At 69.5% G+C, this 18,419-nt stretch carries 16 protein-coding genes and 1 pseudogene; 5 read left to right on the top strand and 12 right to left on the bottom strand.

Features of this window, described 5'->3' with window-relative positions; all coding sequences use genetic code 11:
• Positions 1–4: 4 nt before the first annotated feature.
• Both ccsB and resB read right to left on the bottom strand, forming a co-directional pair.
• Complete coding sequence (gene ccsB / locus ACWEPG_RS10030) at positions 5–976, bottom strand: c-type cytochrome biogenesis protein CcsB (RefSeq protein ID WP_450115428.1); 972 nt, start codon at positions 974–976, stop codon at positions 5–7.
• Between the two features lie 18 nt (positions 977–994).
• Positions 995–2,713 (bottom strand): cytochrome c biogenesis protein ResB, encoded by a 1,719-nt coding sequence (gene resB, locus ACWEPG_RS10035; RefSeq protein ID WP_450115429.1) that lies wholly within the window; start codon positions 2,711–2,713, stop codon positions 995–997.
• Between the two features lie 86 nt (positions 2,714–2,799).
• On the opposite strand from resB, the gene ACWEPG_RS10040 reads away from it, so the two are divergent.
• Positions 2,800–3,954, top strand: coding sequence for an RNA-guided endonuclease InsQ/TnpB family protein (locus tag ACWEPG_RS10040; RefSeq protein ID WP_450115430.1), 1,155 nt, complete (start codon positions 2,800–2,802; stop codon positions 3,952–3,954).
• A gap of 30 nt (positions 3,955–3,984) precedes the next feature.
• On the opposite strand, the gene ACWEPG_RS10045 is transcribed toward ACWEPG_RS10040, so the two are convergent.
• The 4 genes from ACWEPG_RS10045 to hemL all read right to left on the bottom strand — a co-directional run bounded on the left by ACWEPG_RS10045 (position 3,985) and on the right by hemL (position 7,544).
• Positions 3,985–4,827 (bottom strand): cytochrome c biogenesis CcdA family protein, encoded by an 843-nt coding sequence (locus ACWEPG_RS10045; protein WP_450115431.1) that lies wholly within the window; start codon positions 4,825–4,827, stop codon positions 3,985–3,987.
• Positions 4,824–5,465: a TlpA disulfide reductase family protein gene (locus tag ACWEPG_RS10050; RefSeq protein ID WP_450115432.1), complete on the bottom strand. Its 642-nt coding sequence runs from the start codon at positions 5,463–5,465 to the stop codon at positions 4,824–4,826. The genes ACWEPG_RS10045 and ACWEPG_RS10050 overlap by 4 nt, the downstream gene beginning before the upstream one ends.
• Complete coding sequence (locus ACWEPG_RS10055) at positions 5,462–6,130, bottom strand: histidine phosphatase family protein (RefSeq protein WP_450115433.1); 669 nt, start codon at positions 6,128–6,130, stop codon at positions 5,462–5,464. Before ACWEPG_RS10055 ends, ACWEPG_RS10050 begins: the two co-directional genes overlap by 4 nt.
• Positions 6,131–6,191: 61 nt before the next feature.
• Positions 6,192–7,544 carry a glutamate-1-semialdehyde 2,1-aminomutase gene (gene hemL / locus ACWEPG_RS10060; RefSeq protein WP_450115434.1) on the bottom strand — a complete coding sequence of 451 codons (1,353 nt, stop codon included), beginning with the start codon at positions 7,542–7,544 and terminating at the stop codon, positions 6,192–6,194.
• Positions 7,545–7,641: 97 nt separating this feature from the next.
• Here hemL and ACWEPG_RS10065 point away from each other — a divergent pair, with 97 nt between their 5' ends.
• Entirely contained in the window at positions 7,642–9,210 is a 1,569-nt protein-coding gene (locus ACWEPG_RS10065) for an ATP-binding protein (protein ID WP_450115435.1), read from the top strand.
• Between the two features lie 58 nt (positions 9,211–9,268).
• Here ACWEPG_RS10065 and ACWEPG_RS10070 read toward each other — a convergent pair whose 3' ends face one another.
• On the bottom strand, positions 9,269–9,643 hold the full coding sequence (locus tag ACWEPG_RS10070; RefSeq protein WP_450115436.1) for a hypothetical protein: 375 nt from the start codon (positions 9,641–9,643) through the stop codon (positions 9,269–9,271).
• Positions 9,644–9,865: 222 nt separating this feature from the next.
• Entirely contained in the window at positions 9,866–10,702 is an 837-nt protein-coding gene (locus ACWEPG_RS10075; RefSeq protein WP_450115437.1) for an MFS transporter, read from the bottom strand.
• Between the two features lie 21 nt (positions 10,703–10,723).
• Here ACWEPG_RS10075 and ACWEPG_RS10080 point away from each other — a divergent pair.
• Positions 10,724–10,810, top strand: a pseudogene (locus tag ACWEPG_RS10080) (TetR family transcriptional regulator); the annotation flags it as partial.
• A 161-nt stretch (positions 10,811–10,971) separates the two neighbouring features.
• On the opposite strand, the gene hppD reads toward ACWEPG_RS10080, so the two are convergent.
• On the bottom strand, positions 10,972–12,174 hold the full coding sequence (hppD, locus tag ACWEPG_RS10085) for a 4-hydroxyphenylpyruvate dioxygenase (RefSeq protein WP_450115474.1): 1,203 nt from the start codon (positions 12,172–12,174) through the stop codon (positions 10,972–10,974).
• A gap of 117 nt (positions 12,175–12,291) precedes the next feature.
• Here hppD and ACWEPG_RS10090 point away from each other — a divergent pair, with 117 nt between their 5' ends.
• Positions 12,292–12,768 (top strand): Lrp/AsnC family transcriptional regulator, encoded by a 477-nt coding sequence (locus ACWEPG_RS10090; RefSeq protein WP_450115438.1) that lies wholly within the window; start codon positions 12,292–12,294, stop codon positions 12,766–12,768.
• Between the two features lie 3 nt (positions 12,769–12,771).
• Here ACWEPG_RS10090 and ACWEPG_RS10095 read toward each other — a convergent pair whose 3' ends face one another.
• From ACWEPG_RS10095 to ACWEPG_RS10105, 3 genes are read right to left on the bottom strand one after another with little or no spacing between them, the layout of a single operon-like run.
• Positions 12,772–13,107: a thioredoxin family protein gene (locus tag ACWEPG_RS10095; RefSeq protein WP_450115439.1), complete on the bottom strand. Its 336-nt coding sequence runs from the start codon at positions 13,105–13,107 to the stop codon at positions 12,772–12,774.
• 34 nt (positions 13,108–13,141) lie between these two features.
• Positions 13,142–13,564, bottom strand: coding sequence for a winged helix-turn-helix transcriptional regulator (locus tag ACWEPG_RS10100; protein WP_450115440.1), 423 nt, complete (start codon positions 13,562–13,564; stop codon positions 13,142–13,144).
• Positions 13,565–13,612: 48 nt separating this feature from the next.
• Entirely contained in the window at positions 13,613–13,828 is a 216-nt protein-coding gene (locus ACWEPG_RS10105) for a TOBE domain-containing protein (protein WP_450115441.1), read from the bottom strand.
• A 250-nt stretch (positions 13,829–14,078) separates the two neighbouring features.
• Here ACWEPG_RS10105 and ACWEPG_RS10110 point away from each other — a divergent pair, with 250 nt between their 5' ends.
• Positions 14,079–18,326 (top strand): molybdopterin-dependent oxidoreductase, encoded by a 4,248-nt coding sequence (locus ACWEPG_RS10110; protein ID WP_452594368.1) that lies wholly within the window; start codon positions 14,079–14,081, stop codon positions 18,324–18,326.
• Positions 18,327–18,419: the final 93 nt, after the last annotated feature.

The raw sequence follows: 18,419 nt of genomic DNA on the forward strand, positions 1-18,419 counted from the left end.
CGGCTCAGTTCAGGCCCGCGTAGGAGTGCAGTCCGGACACCACCATGTTGATGATGAACAGGTTGAACAGCATCGCCACGAAGCCGGCCACATTGATCCACGCGGCGCGCGTGTCGCGCCAGCCCGACGTCGCGCGGGCGTGCAGATAGGCGGCGTAGATCACCCAGGCGATGAACGAGACCGTCTCCTTCGGGTCCCAGCCCCAGAACCGGCCCCAGGCGGCTTCCGCCCAGATGGCACCCAGGATGATGCCCGCACCGAAGAGCGGGAACGCGACGATGGTGGTCTTGTACGCGAGGCGGTCCAGCGTCTGCGCATCCGGGAGCCGGCCCGCGAGCTTGCCGAGGATGCCGCCGGACTCCTGGCCCTGAGGCTGCCGGATACGAAGCAGGAACAGCAGGCTGGCGACGCCGGAGACGAGGAAGATGCCGCTGCCGACGCTGACGATCGTCACGTGGATGGGAAGCCAGTACGAACGCAGAGCGGGGACCACCGGGGCCGCGTCGGCGTACAGCACGGTGCCCGCGAGGAACATCAGGATCAGCACAGGGATGAGCAGGAACGCCCACAGCGACCGGTAGGTCTGCTTGCGCAGCCCCACCACGCCGACCGCGGTCGCGGCGGCGACCGCCATGCTGACGAACTCGTACATGTTGCCGAGGGGGAACCGTTCGGTTGCGAACCCACGGAGCACGATCGACGCCCACTGCAGCACGACGCCGACGACGAGCACCGACATCGCCATGTTGCCGAGCCGCTCGGACAGCGGCTTGGCCTGCGTGTCGCTGACCCGCCCCGGGCCGGCGGCCTCGGAGGTCGGCACACCGCCGGCGGCGACCAGCTCACGCTCCTGGACCGCCCGCGCCCGCGTCGTCGCGTACTGCGCGATGAGCAGCACGAACGCCAACACGAAGATCGCGAACGCGGACTCGAAGGCGAGGTCGCTGTACCGCGCCAGGGTCTCGTTGATCGGCATGGTTCTCTCTCCTGCGCGTCAGGCGCGGCTGTGCGGTGTCGTCTCGGTCGTCTGCGCGGGACCGAGGTCCTCGAGCAGTCGTTGGCTGAGCCGGTCGAACTCGTCGCCCCAGCCCGCCTGATCGGTGCGGGCGAGGCCACCCAGCTCTACTACGGTACGTCGTCTTTCCGATCCCAATGTATCCGACACCGTGTCGGCATCTCCGTCCGAGGGGGCCGGATAGGTACGCACCCAGATGCGGCGGCGCTTGACCACCAGCGACACCAGCAGGCCACCCATCATCGTCAGGGCGAACACCAGCACCCACTGCTGCGCCGGGTCGTGCGAGACCTGCAGGTTGACGAAGTCCGTCGCCCCGTCGAACCGCACCACGGTGCCGTCCGAGAGGGTCGCCGACTCGCCCGGCCTCAGGTTCACCCGGTCCTCCTTGACGAGCCGGCCCTGGTTCACCAGTTCCTTGCTCAGCGAGAAGATCGACTGCGGGTTGCCGGTGTCGAGGCCGGTGTCGCCCCGGTAGATGTCGATGGCGACGGCCGGATCGGTCAACGCCGGGTAGCTCGAGGAGAGCAGGTTGCCGTGGAGCACGGCGGTCGGCGCGAAGAGTCCCTCGATGCCGATCTGGTTCTTCCGGCGCTCGGTCTCGTCCGGGTACATGCCGCCGGGCGGGTCGAAGCGCATGGCGCCACTGGACAGGAAGGTGGTCGCGTCGTCGGGCCGCCACTGCAGTGTCTCGGTGCGGGTCTCCCCGTTCGGGAAGGTCACCGTGAACGTCGGGGCGTAGCCGTGCCCCTGCAGGTAGACGCGGTCGCCCGCGGCGCGCAGCGGATGGTTGACCTGCAGCGTCGCCTGCCGCCACGTGTCGGACTCGAGGTCGTCGCCGGACTGGTAGTCGATGTTGGAGGTGAACATCTCGGCCTGACCGTTGTCGAGGTAGTCGGCCTTGAAGTCGTTGACCTTCACGCACAGCGGGGTCAGGCCGGTGCCGTCCTCCTTGAGTCCGGCCCGGAACGAGTCGAACATCGCCGGTGACGTGGTGCAGATACCGGGACCGCCGTCGGCGACCACGATGACGTTGCCTTCGTAGCTGAACAGTTTTCCGATCGCGATCGCGGCGAGCAGGCCGACAAGCGACAGGTGGAAGACCAGGTTGCCTGCCTCGCGCAGGTAGCCCTTCTCCGCGGACACCGTGATCTCGCCGGGCTTGCCGGAACGCAGCTCTTCGCCGGTGCGGGTGACCGTCTTCCACCCGCGCAGCCGGGACACGGTGGCAGCCGCCACCTCGTCCGGGGTGGCGTCGACGACGGCGTCGGTGTGGTGCGGCAGCCGGGACAGCCGACGCGGTGCGGCGACCGGCCGGGTCCGCAGCGCCTGGAAGTGATCCCAGCAGCGCGGGATGATGCAGCCGATCAACGAGACGAACAGCAGCACGTAGATCGCGGTGAACCAGAAGCTGCCGAACACGTCGAACAGTTCGAGCCGATCCATCCACGGTCCGAGGGTCGGGCGGTTCGCGATGTACTCGTCGACCTTGCCCGCGTTGAGGCTGCGCTGCGGCAGCAGCGCGCCCGGAATGGCCGCGAACGCGAGCAGGAACAGCAGGACCAGCGCGGTGCGCATCGACGTCAGACCGCGCCAGGTGTTGCGGCCGAGCGCCACCAGACGTCCCACCGCCGACTGCCGAGAAACCGCACTCCGACTCTCGTCCGTCACTGCGTCCTCCTTCTGGTCTGCCGTCATCGGATGTTCGACGCGGATGCTCCCTTCGCAAGGGAGTGGATGCGCCGGTCTCCTTTCTGTCGGTGGGGTCGGTTAGGTTGCCCAGCATGGGGGAAGTGGTGCGGTACACGTTCCGGTTGCGGCCCGGCGCGCAGGCGGCGCGTGCGTTGACCCACGAGTGGCATCGGTGCCGGTTCCTGTGGAACGAGGCGGTCCACCAGCAGCAGTCGGGACTGCGACCGACGTTCGGAAGGCTGTCGAAACTTCTGACGGAGGCGCGGTCGCACAACGCGTGGCTGCGGGAGGGTTCGCAGGTCGCGCAGCAGCAGACGCTGCGCACCTACGCCCAGGCTCTCGACCAGTCGTTCACGGTGAAGGGGCGCGGCCGCCCGACGTTCAAAAACCGCAAGACCACGTTGCCAAGTCTGGAGTTCACGCGGCGCGGCTTCCGGATCCGCGACGGACGCCTGGTCCTGCCGAAAGGCATCAGCATTCCGGTCGTGTGGTCTCGGGAGTTGCCGTCCGAGCCGTCGAGTGTCCGGATAACCCTGGATGCGCTCGGTCACTGGTATGCCTCGTTCGTCGTCCGACGAGACGTACCGGCTGCGCCGGAAGCCAGAGGTGGGATCGGTGTCGACTGGGGTGTGTCGTGCACGGCCACCACAACGAACAGTGACTTCGACCTGCCGTATCTCGGACACCGCAAGCGGTGCGCCGCGGAGTTGACGAGGGCACAGCGGAAGATGGCCCGCCGCCACACCGGCAAGCGGGGCCCCCAGTCCAGTGGCTACCACCGTGCGAAGCGGCAGGCGGCGAGACTCCAGAAGAAGGCGGCCCGTCAGACCCAATACGATTCCCGGGTGTGGGCGAAGCAGGTCGTCGATAGCCACGATCTGATCGCGGTGGAGGACTTCAGTCCGAAGTTCCTGACCAAGTCCAGGATGGCGCGCAAGGCCGCGGATGCCGCGATCGGTGCGGCGAGGCGGGAACTTCTCGAGCGCGGCGTGCGGGCCGGCCGGAAGGTGGTGTTGGTGCGGCCCGCCTACACGACGATGACGTGTTCGAGGTGTTTCGCGAGAGCCAAGCAGCGCCTCGAACTCGGCGAACGAACATTCCGATGCTTCGACTGCGGGCACTCCGACGGTCGGGATCGGAACGCTGCCAGGGTGATCCTGGCTGTGGCAGAGCGCGGCCACACATGTGTTGACGACGTCAGACAATCTGTTCACCTCCTTCGGGTTGGTGGTCGGGTTGCGGTCTGAGCGTGGAATCTCCCGCTTTCGAGAGAAGCGTTAAATCGGCAGCGTCACTTCCGACACGAACGCATCCCTGATCCATCCGACGAACACATCCCAGGCGCCGGTGACCAGCGCGACACCGACCGCGACGAGCATGATGCCGCCGAACACCTGGATCGCCCGCGCGTTGCGGCGCAGCCAGCCGACGCCGCGCAGCGCGCTCGCCGATCCGAAGGCCAACAGCACGAACGGCAGGCCCAGCCCGATGCAGTAGGCGACCATCAGCACCAGCCCGCGGGCCGCGGTCGAGCCCTCGGTGCCTGCCGCGACTGTGAGCACCCCGGTCAGCGTCGGGCCGAGGCACGGAGTCCAGCCGAGCGCGAACACACCGCCGAGCAGCGGGGCCCCGATCAGGCCGGAGATCCGGCGCGGCTCGAACCGCACGTCGCGCTGCAGCGCCGGGATCAGGCCGATGAACACCAGGCCCATCGCGATCGTCACGACGCCACCGATCCGCTGGAACATCTCCCGGTTCACGGACAGCGCGGACATCGCGCCGAACACCGTCATCGTGGCCAGCACGAACACCACGGTGAATCCCGCGACGAACAGGGCCGCCGCGCCCGCGACCCGCAGCCGCGCGGTGCGGGTCTCGGTGCGCACGCTCGCCTGCTCGACCGTCACCGCCGGCGCGTCCGCGCCGACGACGCCGGCCAGGTACGACAGGTAGCCGGGCACGAGCGGCACCACGCACGGTGATGCGAACGACACCAGTCCCGCCAGGATGCAGACGGCGAACGCCAGCAGCAGCGGACCGGTGGCGGCGGTGTCCTGGAAGGTCGCGCCGATTCCCTGGGCGCTCACGCTCAGGCCCTGCGCGAGGATTGCAGTACTCACTGTTCGGCCGCGATCCTCTCGACCACGGGTTGCAGGTCGTCGACGAGCAACGCGGTCAGGAACACCGCCGCCACCCGGTGCTGACGGTCGAGCACGAGTGTGGACGGGATGACGCTGGTCGGGTAGCTGCCGCCGAGCGCCGTCAGGCTGCGCATCGACGGATCCCAGATCGACGGGAAGGCCACCTTGTTGTTGGTGACGAAGTCCTGCGCCTTGTCGCGCTGCGGGTCCTTGACGTTGATGCCGAGGAACGCCACACCCTGGTCGCGGGTGTTCTCGTACACCTTCTCGAGGTCGTCGACCTCGCCGCGGCACGGCCCGCACCACTGGCCCCACAGGTTCACGACGACGACCTGGCCGGCGAAGTCGGACAGGGAGAGGGTCTTCCCCTCCTCCATCAGGTCCTCGCCGGTGAGATTGCCGATGGTGCCGCGGTCGGCGGGCGGGTCGTAGAAGATCGACGTCTTGCCGCCGGGCGAGACGAAGTCGAAGGTGCCACCCTGCGCGACCGCGTCGTCACCGGTTGCGCAGGCGCTGGCCACGCCGCCGAGCAGCAGGCTCAGCAGCACGGCGACAAGCGCCCGCGCGCGTTTCCGGTGACCACCGGAAAGGCGCGCGGGTGGTGTAGCCGCACTCATGCCCCGGTCACCGTCGGATCGGAGGCGCCGGCGGGCTCGGAGTAGACGATGTCGACGAGGGTGTCGCCCTCGTAGACCAGCGACGTCAGCGACGCCAGACCGCACTGCCGGTGGCGCGGGTCGTGCCAGAGCCGCTCACCCTGCAGGAACCGGCGCAGCGTCCACACCGGAAGCTGATGGCTCACGCACACCGCCTCGTGACCGACCGCGGAGATCCGGGCGGCATTGACGGCGGCGAGCATCCGGTGCGCGATCTGCAGGTACGGCTCGCCCCACGACGGGGTGAACGGGTCGCGCAGCTTCCACCAGTGCCGCGGCCGGCGCAGCGCACCGTCCCCGACCGAGACCTTCAGGCCCTCGAAGTCGTTCGCCGCCTCGATCAGGTTGTCGTCGGTCGCCAGGGTCAGCCCGTGGGCGTCCGCGATCGGGGTCGCGGTCTCCTGCGCCCGCTGCAGCGGCGACGCAACGACATGGGTGATGTCGTGGCCCGACAGGACCGACGCGACCGTGCGGGCCTGGGCCTGCCCGGCCACCGAGAGCCGGTATCCGGGGAGCCGCCCGTAGAGGATGCCCTTCGGGTTGTGCACCTCGCCGTGCCGCAGCACGTGCACGATCGTGCGGGACTCGGCGGGGTCTGCGGACGGCGTCTGCTGCGGACTGGTCACGGTGGGCTGCTCCGGGAGCTTCGGTGGTTGACGGGTGGAGTGGTGTGTCGGACGGTCGGGTTCAGCCGGCGGGCGTCGCAGCTGCGGCCGCCGCGGCCGCGGCGGGCAGTGCGTCCGCGATCCGGTCGAACGCGCCGTCGTCGAGGGCGGCCGAGACGAACCACGTCTCGTACGCACTCGGGGGTGCGCACACGCCACGGGAGAGCAGCGTGTGGAAGAAGGCGGGGTACCGCCAGGTCTCGCTGGCCTTCGCCTCCGCGTAGTTGGTGACGGGCTGGTCGGCGAAGAACACGTTCACCATGGTGCCTGCAAATTGCACCTGGTGCCGCACCCCTGCCGCGTGGAGTGCGTCACCGATCAGCTTCCCGAGCGTCGCGGCGTTGCGGTCAAGCGCGTCGTACACGCCCTGATCTGCGGCTTTCAGGCTGGCGAGGCCGGCGGCGACGGCGACCGGGTTCCCGGACAGCGTGCCCGCCTGGTACACCGGTCCGGCCGGCGCCAGGTGTGCCATCACGTCCGCGCGACCACCGAACGCGGCGGCGGGCAGCCCGCCGCTCATCACCTTGCCGAACGTCATCAGGTCTCCGGCGACGCCGTCGATGCCGTACCAGCCCGTGCGGCTGGCCCGGAATCCGGTCATCACCTCGTCCATGATCAGCAGTGCGCCCTGCTCGGTGCACAGCCGGCGCAGTCCCTCGTTGAATCCGGGCAGCGGCGCGACGGTGCCCATGTTGCCTGCGGCGGCCTCGGTGATCACGCAGGCGATCTCACCGGGGTTCGCGGCGAACGCCTGTGCGACCGCGTCGAGGTCGTTGTACGGCAGCACGATGGTGTCCGACGACTGCGCGCCCGTCACGCCGGGCGAGGTCGGCAGCCCGAACGTGGCCAGGCCGGAACCGGCCTCGGCGAGCAGGGCGTCGACGTGCCCGTGGTAGCAGCCGGCGAACTTGACGATCTTGCTGCGGCCGGTGAATCCGCGCGCCAGCCGGACCGCGCTCATCGTCGCCTCGGTGCCGGAGTTGACGAGCCGAACCTGCTCGACCGGCGCGATCCGGTCGACGATCACCTCGGCGAGTTCGATCTCGCCCTCGGTGGGGGCGCCGAAGGACAATCCGGTCGTGGCCGCCTTCTGTACGGCCTCCACGACGGCGGGGTGTGCGTGCCCGAGGATCATCGGACCCCACGAGCAGATCAGGTCGACGTAGTCGTTGCCGTCCACGTCGGTGAGCGTGCACCCCTTGGCGGACGCGATGAACCGTGGTGTGCCACCGACCGAGCCGAACGCCCGGACCGGCGAGTTGACCCCACCGGGGATGACCGCGGAGGCCCGCTCGAAGAGCTGCGCGGACCGGACGGAAACTTGCCCGGCACCGCCGGGAGAGGGCTGCGCGGAGGCGCCGGGGGTGACAGTCACGGCCTCCAGTGTCCCAGTTCCCGAGATTCTGTCCACGACAGGGTGTAGGACAGCGATCCGGATGCCGGACTCGAGTCGATGAGTGAGGATGTGCGGCATGACATCGGAGCTCGAGTCCCTCCAGCAGCATCGACACCTGTTGTACGACCGATTCGCGATCGCCCAGGTCGCCGTCTCCGCCGACGGGCACGAGGTTCCGTTCGCGGGGCCGATGGAGACCGGTGTCCGGGTCGGCGGGTTCGCGGTGGTCGAGGACGACACCGGGGCACGCGTCGTGGTTCAGGTGCGCAAGGTCGAGGTGGTCGAGAAGGAGGGGCCCGAACTCGACGTGGACCTCGGGGAGCAGGTGCACGGGTTCGGGGTGTCCGCGGCACGAGCCCGGCCGATGGTGCGGGCCGTGCACGGGCGGGCGGTGACCCTCGGCGAGTTCGACGGAGACCGGTTCAGCCTGCGCGGGCGCGTGGAGCCGTTCGGTGAACGCCCGATCCGTCCGGCCACCCCGGAGGAGGTCGCGGCCGTCGCCGCCGGGCTGTCCGCGGACGGTCCCGCATTCGACGTCGGCGCAATGGCACAGGCACCGGAGGTCGCCGCCCGCCTGCATTCCCCCGGATTCGGCAGGCACACGTTCATGTGCGGCCAGTCCGGTTCGGGAAAGACGTACACGACCGGCGGGCTGCTCGAGAGGCTGCTCGCGTCGACGACGCTGCCGATCCTGGTGATCGACCCGAACTCCGATCACGTCTTCCTCGGCGAGGTCGCCGACCCCGACGACGACTCGCCCGCCGCGGTCCGGCACCGTGCGGTCGCCGCGGGTGTGCACGTCGCGCGGGCCCGCGGTTTCGGCTCCCCGATCACGCTGTGCATCGACTTCAGCGACCTCGACGTCGACACCCAGGCGTTGCTCCTGCAGATGCACCCGGTCCGGGATCTGGACGACTACCACGCACTACGTGAGGTGACCGCGACCCTGACCGCCCCCTATTCGGTCGCGGAGGTGGCGGCCGCCGCGAGTTCCTCCGTCGACGGCGATCGGCTGGCGAAGCGGATCGCGAACCTCGGGATCGTGGATTGGGAACTGTGGCGGCGCGACGGCGAGCGCTCGGCGGTCGAGTACGACATCCGGGCGTCGCGGTGCGTCGTCGTGGACGTCGGCAGCCTGGCGACCGCGGACGAGCGAACTGCGATCGTCCTGGCCCTGCTCGGCCGCCGGTGGGCGGCGCGGCGGTCGCGGGAGCCGGTGCTCATGGTGATCGACGAGGCGCACAACGTGCTGCCCGCAGTGACCGACAACCCGCTGCTGGCGGCGACCGCCGAGTTGGGCATCCTGATCGCCGGCGAGGGCCGCAAGTTCGGATTGCACCTGTTCGTCGCCACGCAGAGACCCGGCAAGGTGCACCCGAACGTGGTGTCCCAGTGCGACAACCTGGTGCTGATGCGGATGAACGGCTCCGCGGACATCGCAGAACTGGCGGGCTACTTCTCACACGTACCCGAACCGATGCTCGCTCAGGCCACCGGATTCGGGCTGGGCGAGGCCCTGTTCGCGGGGCCGATCGCCCCGGTGGCGCTGCTCGCGAAGGTCGGGCGCCGGGTCAGCCCGCAGGGTGGCGGTGACGTCCCCACGACGTGGGCCGAGGTTCTGCCGGGGTGCGAGTCCCCCGCCTGACGACGAAGGCCCGGGGCGACCGCGTCGCCCCGGGCCTTCGGCCTCGAAAGGTGCTGTGTCAGAGGACCACCGGGCTGGGCGCGTCGACGATGATGCCGTGGCAGACGCCGGTGGGCAGGCAGAATTCGTTGATCCGGGCCATGCCGATCCGGACGCCGTCGACGACGCGGTAGAAGGAGAAGGTACGGCCGTCGATGCTGTGGGCACGCACGTCGGGCATCGTGGTGATGTCCTTGTTCGTGTTCAGCAGGTCGTCCTGCGTGAGGACGGGGTTGACGAGGAACTCGGTGTGCGAGCCGTCGGCCAGCGGGGTGAACCGCTCGGAACCGGCCGGGGCCGGGGCGGCGGTCGCGATCGCGGCGGCGCCGGCCAGCACTGCGACGGCACCGGCGGCGACGGTGGTGACTCGGGCGATTCGGGTGACTGCGCTCATAGTCCACTGATAGAACACGACCGGCGCCCGTATTTCCACCGCTAGCAGTACCGATCGGGTCACGGCGAGTGAACTGGCGATTGACTGTGTGGTCCCATCCGGTGCCGCCTGGGGCCAGTGACAGTGGGCCGGGACAACCCCTTGCCGAAGGCGCGCGGGCCGGGCCGCACGCGCTGCAGCACAGCTCGCGGTGACCAGGAGCACCGAGCAGTCGCCGGCCGGTCAGCCCATGTGCACGGCGCCCTCGGCGGGGAGGTCGTCCTTTTTCGCCTGCACCAGGACGGCGCAGATCGGCGCGATGGCCGCGACCAGGATTCCGGCCCACAGGAACGCCGCCGAGTAGCCCGACACCTCCGCACCGAAGACGTGTTCGGTCATCGACGCCAGGAAATCCTGGACCGGCTGCGGCAGGAGCGCGATCTGCTCGGGGTCGGGCATCGCGGCACCGGACAGGTTGGCCGGCATACCCTCCGGGGGCACGGGGGCGGGGTTGTCGCTGAGGAAGCCGGACTTGGCGGACGCGTAGATGGTGGTGAACAGTGCGGTTCCGAGAGCACCACCCACCTGCAGCGCGGCGTTCGACAGGGCGCTCGCCGCACCGGCATCGTGGTCGGCGACACCGAGCAGAGCGAGGTTCTGCATCGGCATCATCAGCAGCCCCAAACCGAAGCCGAACACCACGAGACCCGGGAAGACGTGCGTCCAGTAGGAGCTGTCCACCTCGATCCGGGTGAGCAGGAACAGACCGATCGCGGCGATCACGGGTCCGGCGACCATCAGCGGCTTCGGGCCGATGCGGGTGGTGAGCTGCGCGGCGACACCCGCGGCGACGATCGTGCCGCCTGCCATCGGCACGGCCCCGAGCCCGCCCATGATCGGGGAGAAGCCCAGCACGATCTGCAGGTAGAACGTCAGGTAGAGCATTCCGCCGATCAGGGCGGCGCCCACCAGCAGCGAGCCGATCAGCGCCCCGCCACGATCCCGGTGCCACGGAACCGCCAACGGCAGCAACGGGTTCCGGGTGCGGGACTCGACGACAACGAAGACGGCGAGCAGCACCAGTCCGGCCGCGATGAAGCCATGGACTCGATCCGCCGGGCCCAGGCCGAGGGCCGGGTGGCGGCGCGGTGGGAGCCGATCGAACTGGTGACGCTGATCTTCGGAATCGTCTTCGGCTGGGTCGTCGCCCCCCGGCACCGAGAGCAACGTGACGTGCGGCGCCGACGAGATCGCGCGACGGAGGGAGGCGGTCCGCGACGCGGTGACGCGCCTGTGTCGTCCATGACGGCGGTGTCGGCCGGCCACGTCGGGATGCCCCACGATCCGGCTCACAGATTTCCGCGCGCCGCCTGTTCGCGTTCGATGGATTCGAACAGCGCCTTGAAGTTGCCCTTGCCGAAGCCGAGTGAGCCGTGGCGCTCGATGAGTTCGAAGAACACCGTCGGCCGGTCCCCCAGCGGCCTCGTGAAGATCTGCAGCAGGTATCCGTCCTCGTCCCGGTCGACGAGGACGCCGCGGGCCTTGAGCTGGTCGACGGGCACCCGGACCCGGCCGATCCGGGCCCGCAGCTCGGGGTCGTCGTAGTACGCGTCCGGGGTGGCGAGGAACTCGACGCCCTCGGCGCGCAACGCGTCCACGCTGGCGAGGATGTCGTCTGTGGCCAGGGCGAGGTGCTGGCAGCCGGGCTCGCCGTAGAAGTCGAGGTACTCGTCGATCTGGGACCGCCTGCGCCCCACCGCCGGTTCGTTGAGCGGGAACTTGACGCGGTGGTTGCCGTTCGCGACGACCTTGCTCATCAGCGCCGAGTACTCGGTGGCGATGTCGTCGCCGACGAACTCGGCCATGTTGGCGAAGCCCATGACCTCGTTGTAGAAGCGCACCCAGTGATCCATCCGGCCCATCTCGACGTTCCCGACCGCGTGGTCGAGGGCCGCGAACACGTGCTCGGGTGCGCCGGGCCTGCGCACGAATCCCGAAGTGCGGGGCTCGAATCCGGGCAGGTACACCCCGCGGTAGCCGGACCGGTCGACGAGCGTGTGCCGGGTGCTGCCGTAGGTCGCGAGCGCGGCGAGCCGGACGGTGCCGTGCTCGTCACGGACGTCGTGCGGTTCGTCGAGGACGACGGCGCCGCTGCGTCGCGCATGCGCGACGCAGCGGTCCACGTCGACGACTTCGAGGGCCAGGTCGGTGACACCGTCGCCGTGCCTGCGGTGGTGGTCGGCGAGCGCGCTGCCCGGGTCGACGGCGCCACTGAGCACGAAGCGGGCGGACCCGGACTCGAGCACATACGACTTGTGGTCGCGCAGACCGGTTTCCGGCCCGGCGTAGGCGACGAGGGTCATGCCCCACACCGAGACGAAGTAGTGGGCGGACTGGGTGGCGTTGCCGCACACGAACTCGACCGCGTCCATGCCGAGGACGGGGAACGGATCGGCGGCGTCGTCGTGATCGACGAGTCCGACCAGCCGTCGCAGCCGGCCGGCGCGCAGGTGGGCGGCGCGTTCGTGACTGGTGAGGCGCGCGGTGGTCATGCCCCACTGTCTGCCGATCGCGGCGGTTGCGCAACGGTCCGCGTTGACGCTGGTCATCGTGTACAGAATGCTGGATCGTGGGGCGGTTTCACTGGACAGGATGACCAGGAGGCGACCATGACGATCGACCGGCTCGACGCGGCCCTGCTGACCCTGCTGCACGACGAGCCACGGGTGGGCGTGCTGGAGGCGTCGCGTCGTCTCGGCGTCGCCCGCGGCACCGTGCAGGCCCGCCTGGACCATCTGGAACGCGACGGGGTGATCGCCGACCGCTCCCCCACCCTGGACGCGGCCGCGCTGGGGTTCCCGGTGACCGCGTTCGCGGCCCTCGAGATCACGCAGGGCCAGGGGCACGCAGCGGTGATCGAGCACCTGTCCGCGATCCCGGAGGTGCTCGAGGCGCACACCACCACCGGTGCAGGGGACCTGCTGATCCGGGTGGTGGCCCGCACCCACGGGGACCTGCAGCGGGTGATCAACGAGATCGTCGACGGCAGGCACGTGCTGCGTTCGTCGACCTCGATCGCGCTGGAGACCCCGATCCCGTTGCGGCACGTACAGTTGGTGTCGGTCGCGCGGGACGGGCCCGGGTGAGTTTCAGTCCTGTCCGCCCGACAGGTGCGGCTCGATTTCGCGCATGATCGCGGCGCGCGACCGCGCGCCGGGCAGCCGGACGACCCGCTCGCCGCCGACGAACAGCGCGAGCGTCGGGGTTCCCATCACCTGGTGTTCGCTGGTGGTGACGGGGTTCGCGCCGACGTCGAGCGAGACCACGCGCAGCCGGCCGTCCTGCTCGGCGGCGATCTGTTCGAGCACCGGGGCGATCATCCGGCACGGCCCGCAGTTCGGGGCGGTGAAGTCGACGAGCACCGGCAGGTCGGCGCCGAGGACGTCGGCGGCGAAGCCGGCGTCGGTCGTGGTGGCGAGCGTCATGAACTGTCCTTCTTCCTGTCGTCCGGTGAAGCTGTCAGCGATTGACCTGCGCGAGGAGGCGTTGCCCCGGAATCACTTCCGCGCCGCACTCGCACACGAGGCGCGCACCGACCCGGCCTCCGCACCCGCCGTGCCGGTAGGCCACGTCGGACGCGGCGGCGGAGTCGAGGTGACGCTCCCCCCAGTCGGTGAGGGCGGCGAGAACGGGAAGCAGATCCAGTCCGGCGGCGGTGAGCGTGTACTCGAGCCGCGCCCGGCTGCCGGGGACGCGGTACTCCCGGGTGCCGAGCACCCCGGCCGCGACGAGCCGGTGGAGTCGGTCCGACAGCACGGTGCGCGGTGCGCCCGTGGCCTCGCGCAGTTCGTCGAAGCGTCGCAGCCCGAGCGACACCTCCCGCACGACGAGCAGCGCCCAGCGCTCACCGAGCAGGGCCAACGTGTCCGAAAGGGTGGTCACGAGGCTGAGTCTACATTTGATACTCAGGCAGCGGAACCCCGGCCGGCGTCAGTCCGCCACCGCGAGCATCACCTCGGTGGACTTGATCAGCACGGTGACGGGTTTACCGGCCTCGAGGCCGAGATCTTCGACCGCCTCCCTCGTGATCGACGCCGTGACGATCTGGTCACCGCCGTCGAGACGCACCTTGACGGTGGCCATCACCGCACCGACCGTGACGTCGACGACGGTTCCGGACAACTGATTTCGGGTAGACAGGCGCATCGGTCTCCTCGATTCGGCCGGAGGGGCTCGACGAACGGTAACCCAGCGCCCACAGGGAGGTGTCGCGAACGGCGACCGCCCGTCCTCACCAGCGGAGCGCACCTGAGGTGAAGCGCGGTTCACAGATCCGCAATGGCGGAAGAAGGATCCCGAAACATCCGTGTTCGAGACTCTGTGACGTTGGGTCGGCCAACGAGAAGGCCAACCGGGAATCGAGGAGGAGCACGTGGGCGCATCCGGCGACGCCGACATGGTCGACACGCTCTGCGCCTACTGCGGGGTGGGGTGCGGACTGGTCCTCGAGATCACCACCGACCCGGAGACGGGGCGCCGCTGGGCCGCGAAGTCGTCCGGCCGCAAGACCCACCCCACCAACTTCGGCAGGCTCTGCACCAAGGGCGCGACCACCGCCGACATGCTCGCCGGCCCCGGGCGGATGGAAACGCCGTACCGGCGCCCCGAGCGCGGCGCGCCGGTCGAGGCCGCCGACATGGATGCCGCGATCGCCGACACCGCGCGAGGGCTGCGGACGATCGTCGACGAGCACGGACCGGACGCCGTCGCGCTCTACGTCTCGGGGCAGATGTCGCTCGAAGCCCAGTACCTGTCGAACAAGCTGGCCAAGGGGTTCATCGGCACGAATCAGATCGAGTCGAACTCGCGGCTGTGCATGGCCAGCGCCGGAACCGGCTACAAGCAGTCCCTCGGCGCGGACGGACCGCCCGGGTCGTACCAGGACTTCGACCACGCCGATGCCTTCTTCGTGATCGGCGCGAACATGGCGGACTGCCACCCGATCCTGTTCCTGCGGATGATGGACCGGGCCAAGGCAGGCGCGAAGGTGATCGTCGTCGACCCCCGGCGCAGCGCGACCGCGGAGAAGGCCGACCTGTTCCTGCAGATCGCGCCCGGCACGGACCTCGCCCTGCTCAACGGACTGCTGCACCTGATCGTGGCGAACGGGCACACCGACCCCGAGTTCATCGCCGAATTCACCGAGGGCTGGGACGCGATGCCCGGATTCCTGGAGGAGTTCACCCCGGACCGGGTCGGCGAGATCACGGGCATCCCCGAGGCCGACATCCGCATCGCGGCAAGGTGGATCGGCGAGGCCGGGAACTGGATGAGCCTGTGGACGATGGGCCTCAACCAGAGCACCCACGGCACCTGGAACACCAACGCCCTCTGCAACCTGCATCTGGCGACCGGCGCCATCTGCAGACCCGGCAGCGGCCCCTTCTCCCTGACCGGGCAGCCGAACGCCATGGGCGGTCGGGAGATGGGCTACATGGGACCGGGTCTGCCGGGTCAGCGGTCGGTGACCGTCGACGCCGACCGTGAGTTCGTCGAGGATCGATGGGGCATCCCGCGCGGCACCCTGCGCACCGAGGTCGGCGGCGGCACCATCGACATGTTCTCCCGGATGGCCGACGGCGAGATCAGGGCATGCTGGATCATCTGCACCAATCCCGTTGCCACCGTGGCCAATCGAAAGACCGTCCTCGCAGGACTCGAGAGGGCGGACCTGGTGATCACCCAGGACGCGTTCCTCGAGACGGAGACCAACGAGTACGCCGACGTCCTGCTGCCCGCGACTCTGTGGACCGAGTCGGACGGGGTGATGATCAACTCCGAACGCAACCTCACCCTGTTCCAACAGGCGGTCGACCCGGTCGGGCAGGCTCTCCCGGACTGGCAGATCATCGCCCGGATCGCCTGCGCGATGGGCTACGCGGACGCCTTCACGTACTCGTCGGCGGAGGAGGTGTTCGAGGAGATCACGCAGTTCTGGAATCCCCGAACCGGATACGACCTGCGCGGGATCGGCTACCAGCGGCTGCGCGAGACCCCGATCCAGTGGCCGTGCCCGCCCGGCGTCGACAGCGACCGCCACCCGATCCGCTACCTCAACGACGGCGTCAGCCAGACCCTTCTCGTCCGCCCGGACGGCACGACCCCACGGCTGGCGTTTCCGACCGAGAGCGGCCGGGCCGTGTTCTTCGCGCGCCCGCACATGCTGCCCGCCGAGATGCCGGACGACGACTACCCGTTCCTGCTCAACACCGGTCGCCTGGCTCACCAGTGGCACACGATGACCAAGACCGGCAAGGTCGCCAAGCTGAACAAGCTCGACTCCGGCCCGTTCGTCGAGATCCACCCCGACGACGCGCAGCGCCTCGGTGTCACGGACACCGATCGGATCGAGATCGCGTCCCGCCGCGGCCGCGCCGTCCTGCCCGCCGTGGTCACCGACCGGGTGCGGCCGGGGAACTGCTTCGCCCCGTTCCACTGGAACGACGCCTTCGGCGAGTACCTCGCGATCAACGCCGTCACCAACGACGCGATCGATCCGGTGTCCCAGCAGCCCGAATTCAAGGCCTGCGCAGTCACTCTCACCAAGGTCGCCGCCACCGATGTTCCGGTCACCGATGTTCCGGCCACCGACACCGCGGAGCGGCCGGACGGCTCCGCCGCACAACCCTCGACGCAGGAGTTCAGCGTGCCCCGACTCGACACTCTCGCGGAGATCCTGGGCGTGGCCGACGAGCCCGCGCCCGAGCTGGGGCACGTGGAGCGGCGCTACCTCGCCGGCCTGCTCGCAGCACTGAGGACCGACGCCGCGAGTGGTGCCTCCGGAGTGCCGGCGCTGCCCGCGGGCGCCCCGTTCGATCCCGGCACCCGCGCGTGGGTGGATGGCGTCCTCGCCGGGTTGTACTCCCGGAGCCCGGTGCCCGGCGGGGGCGTTCCCGTCGCGCCGCCGCACAGCGAGTTCCCGGTGATCGCCTCCGGACCCGCCGGCCCGGAACCGAGCGGCGAACCCACTCCCGAACGTGCACCGATCGTGGTGCTCTGGGCGTCGCAGACCGGTAACGCCGAGGAGTTCGCGGCCACCTGTGCGGCCTCGCTGGCGGGGGCGGGACTGCCGGCCGTCCTGCGCGGCATGGACGAGTTCCCCGCCGCGGATCTCGCGTCCACCCGGGAGCTGCTGGTGATCACCAGCACCTATGGGGACGGCGAAGCGCCCGACAACGGGGCGGATCTGTGGGACGCGCTGTCCGGCGACACCGCGCCGCGGCTCGCCGACACCAGTTACGCCGTGCTCGCGTTCGGCGACTCCAGTTACGACGACTTCTGCGGCCACGGACGCACACTCGACGCCCGGCTGACCGAACTCGGCGCCACCCGCATCCTCGATCGAGTCGACTGCGAACCCGACTACGACACCGCCGCCGCCACCTGGCTCACCGCAGTCACCGAGGCGCTCAGGTCGGCACCCGCCCGGGTCGGCGCGGGTGCCGGTGGCGGCGAACCCTCCCCGGCGTCGACCACCGTCATCTCGTCTCCGGCACCCGCTGCGGAGCCGCCCGCCGCGGGCACGCGGTACGGCAAGAGGGAACCACTGTTCACCACCCTGACCCGCAACGTCCCGCTCTCGCTGCCGGGGTCGTCGAAAGACGTGCGACAGTTCGGGTTCCACCTGCCCGCCGGCACCCTCGACTACGAGGCCGGCGACGCGCTCGGGGTCTGGCCGCGCAACAGCACACCCTTCGTGGACGACTGGCTCGCCGTCACCGGCCTCGACGGCGAGGCGACGGTCGACCTTGCGGACCACGGCCCGATGACGTTGCGCACCGCCCTCACCGAACGGCTCGACATCACCCGCATCACCGCCGACCTGCTCCGGTTCGTGCACGAACACACCCGCGACGAGGGCCTCGCCGAACTGATGAAGCCGGAGAACAAGTCGCTTCTGGATGACTGGTTGTGGGGCCGCCAATCCCTCGACCTGCTCGGCCGGTCCCCCGTTCGTGCCTCCGTGGACGCCTGGCTCACCGTCCTCAAACCCCTTGCCCCACGGCTGTACTCCATCTCGTCCAGCCCCAAGGAGAACCCCGGCGAGGTGCAGCTGACGGTCTCCGCGGTCCGCTACAACGTCCACGGCACCGCTCGTCGCGGGGTGTGCTCGACCTACCTCGCCGACCGTGCGGAAACCGACGACATCGGGATCTACGTACAGAAGTCACGCCATTTCCGGCCGCCGGCGGATTCCCGCACCCCCATGATCATGGTCGGTCCCGGTACCGGCATCGCACCCTTTCGCGCCTTCCTGCACGAACGACGAGCATTGGGGCACACCGGACCGAACTGGTTGTTCTTCGGAGAACAGCACGCCGCCACCGACTTCTACTACCGCGAGGAGATCGAGCAACTCCACAAGGACGGATTCCTCACCGAACTCGACGTCGCGTTCTCCCGGGACCAGTCCGAGAAGGTCTACGTCCAGGACCGGATGCGGGAGCGGGGTGCGCTGCTGTGGGAGTGGTTGCAAGGCGGTGCGCACTTCTACGTCTGCGGCGATGCGAACCGGATGGCCAGGGACGTCGATCAGGCACTGTGCGGCGTCGTGGCACAGCACGGCAGGCTGGCGCCGCGCAGCGCCGAGGCGTACGTGAAGGCACTCGCAGCCGAGAGACGCTACGTGCGCGACGTGTACTGACCCCGTCTTCTCATGGAACCGGGATTGCGGCAAACTGGTCTCGAATCATCCGCGATTACCGACAGTCCACCTGTTATGTTCCGCAAATGCGAA

The sequence above is a fragment of the Rhodococcus sp. NPDC004095 genome (assembly GCF_053604015.1).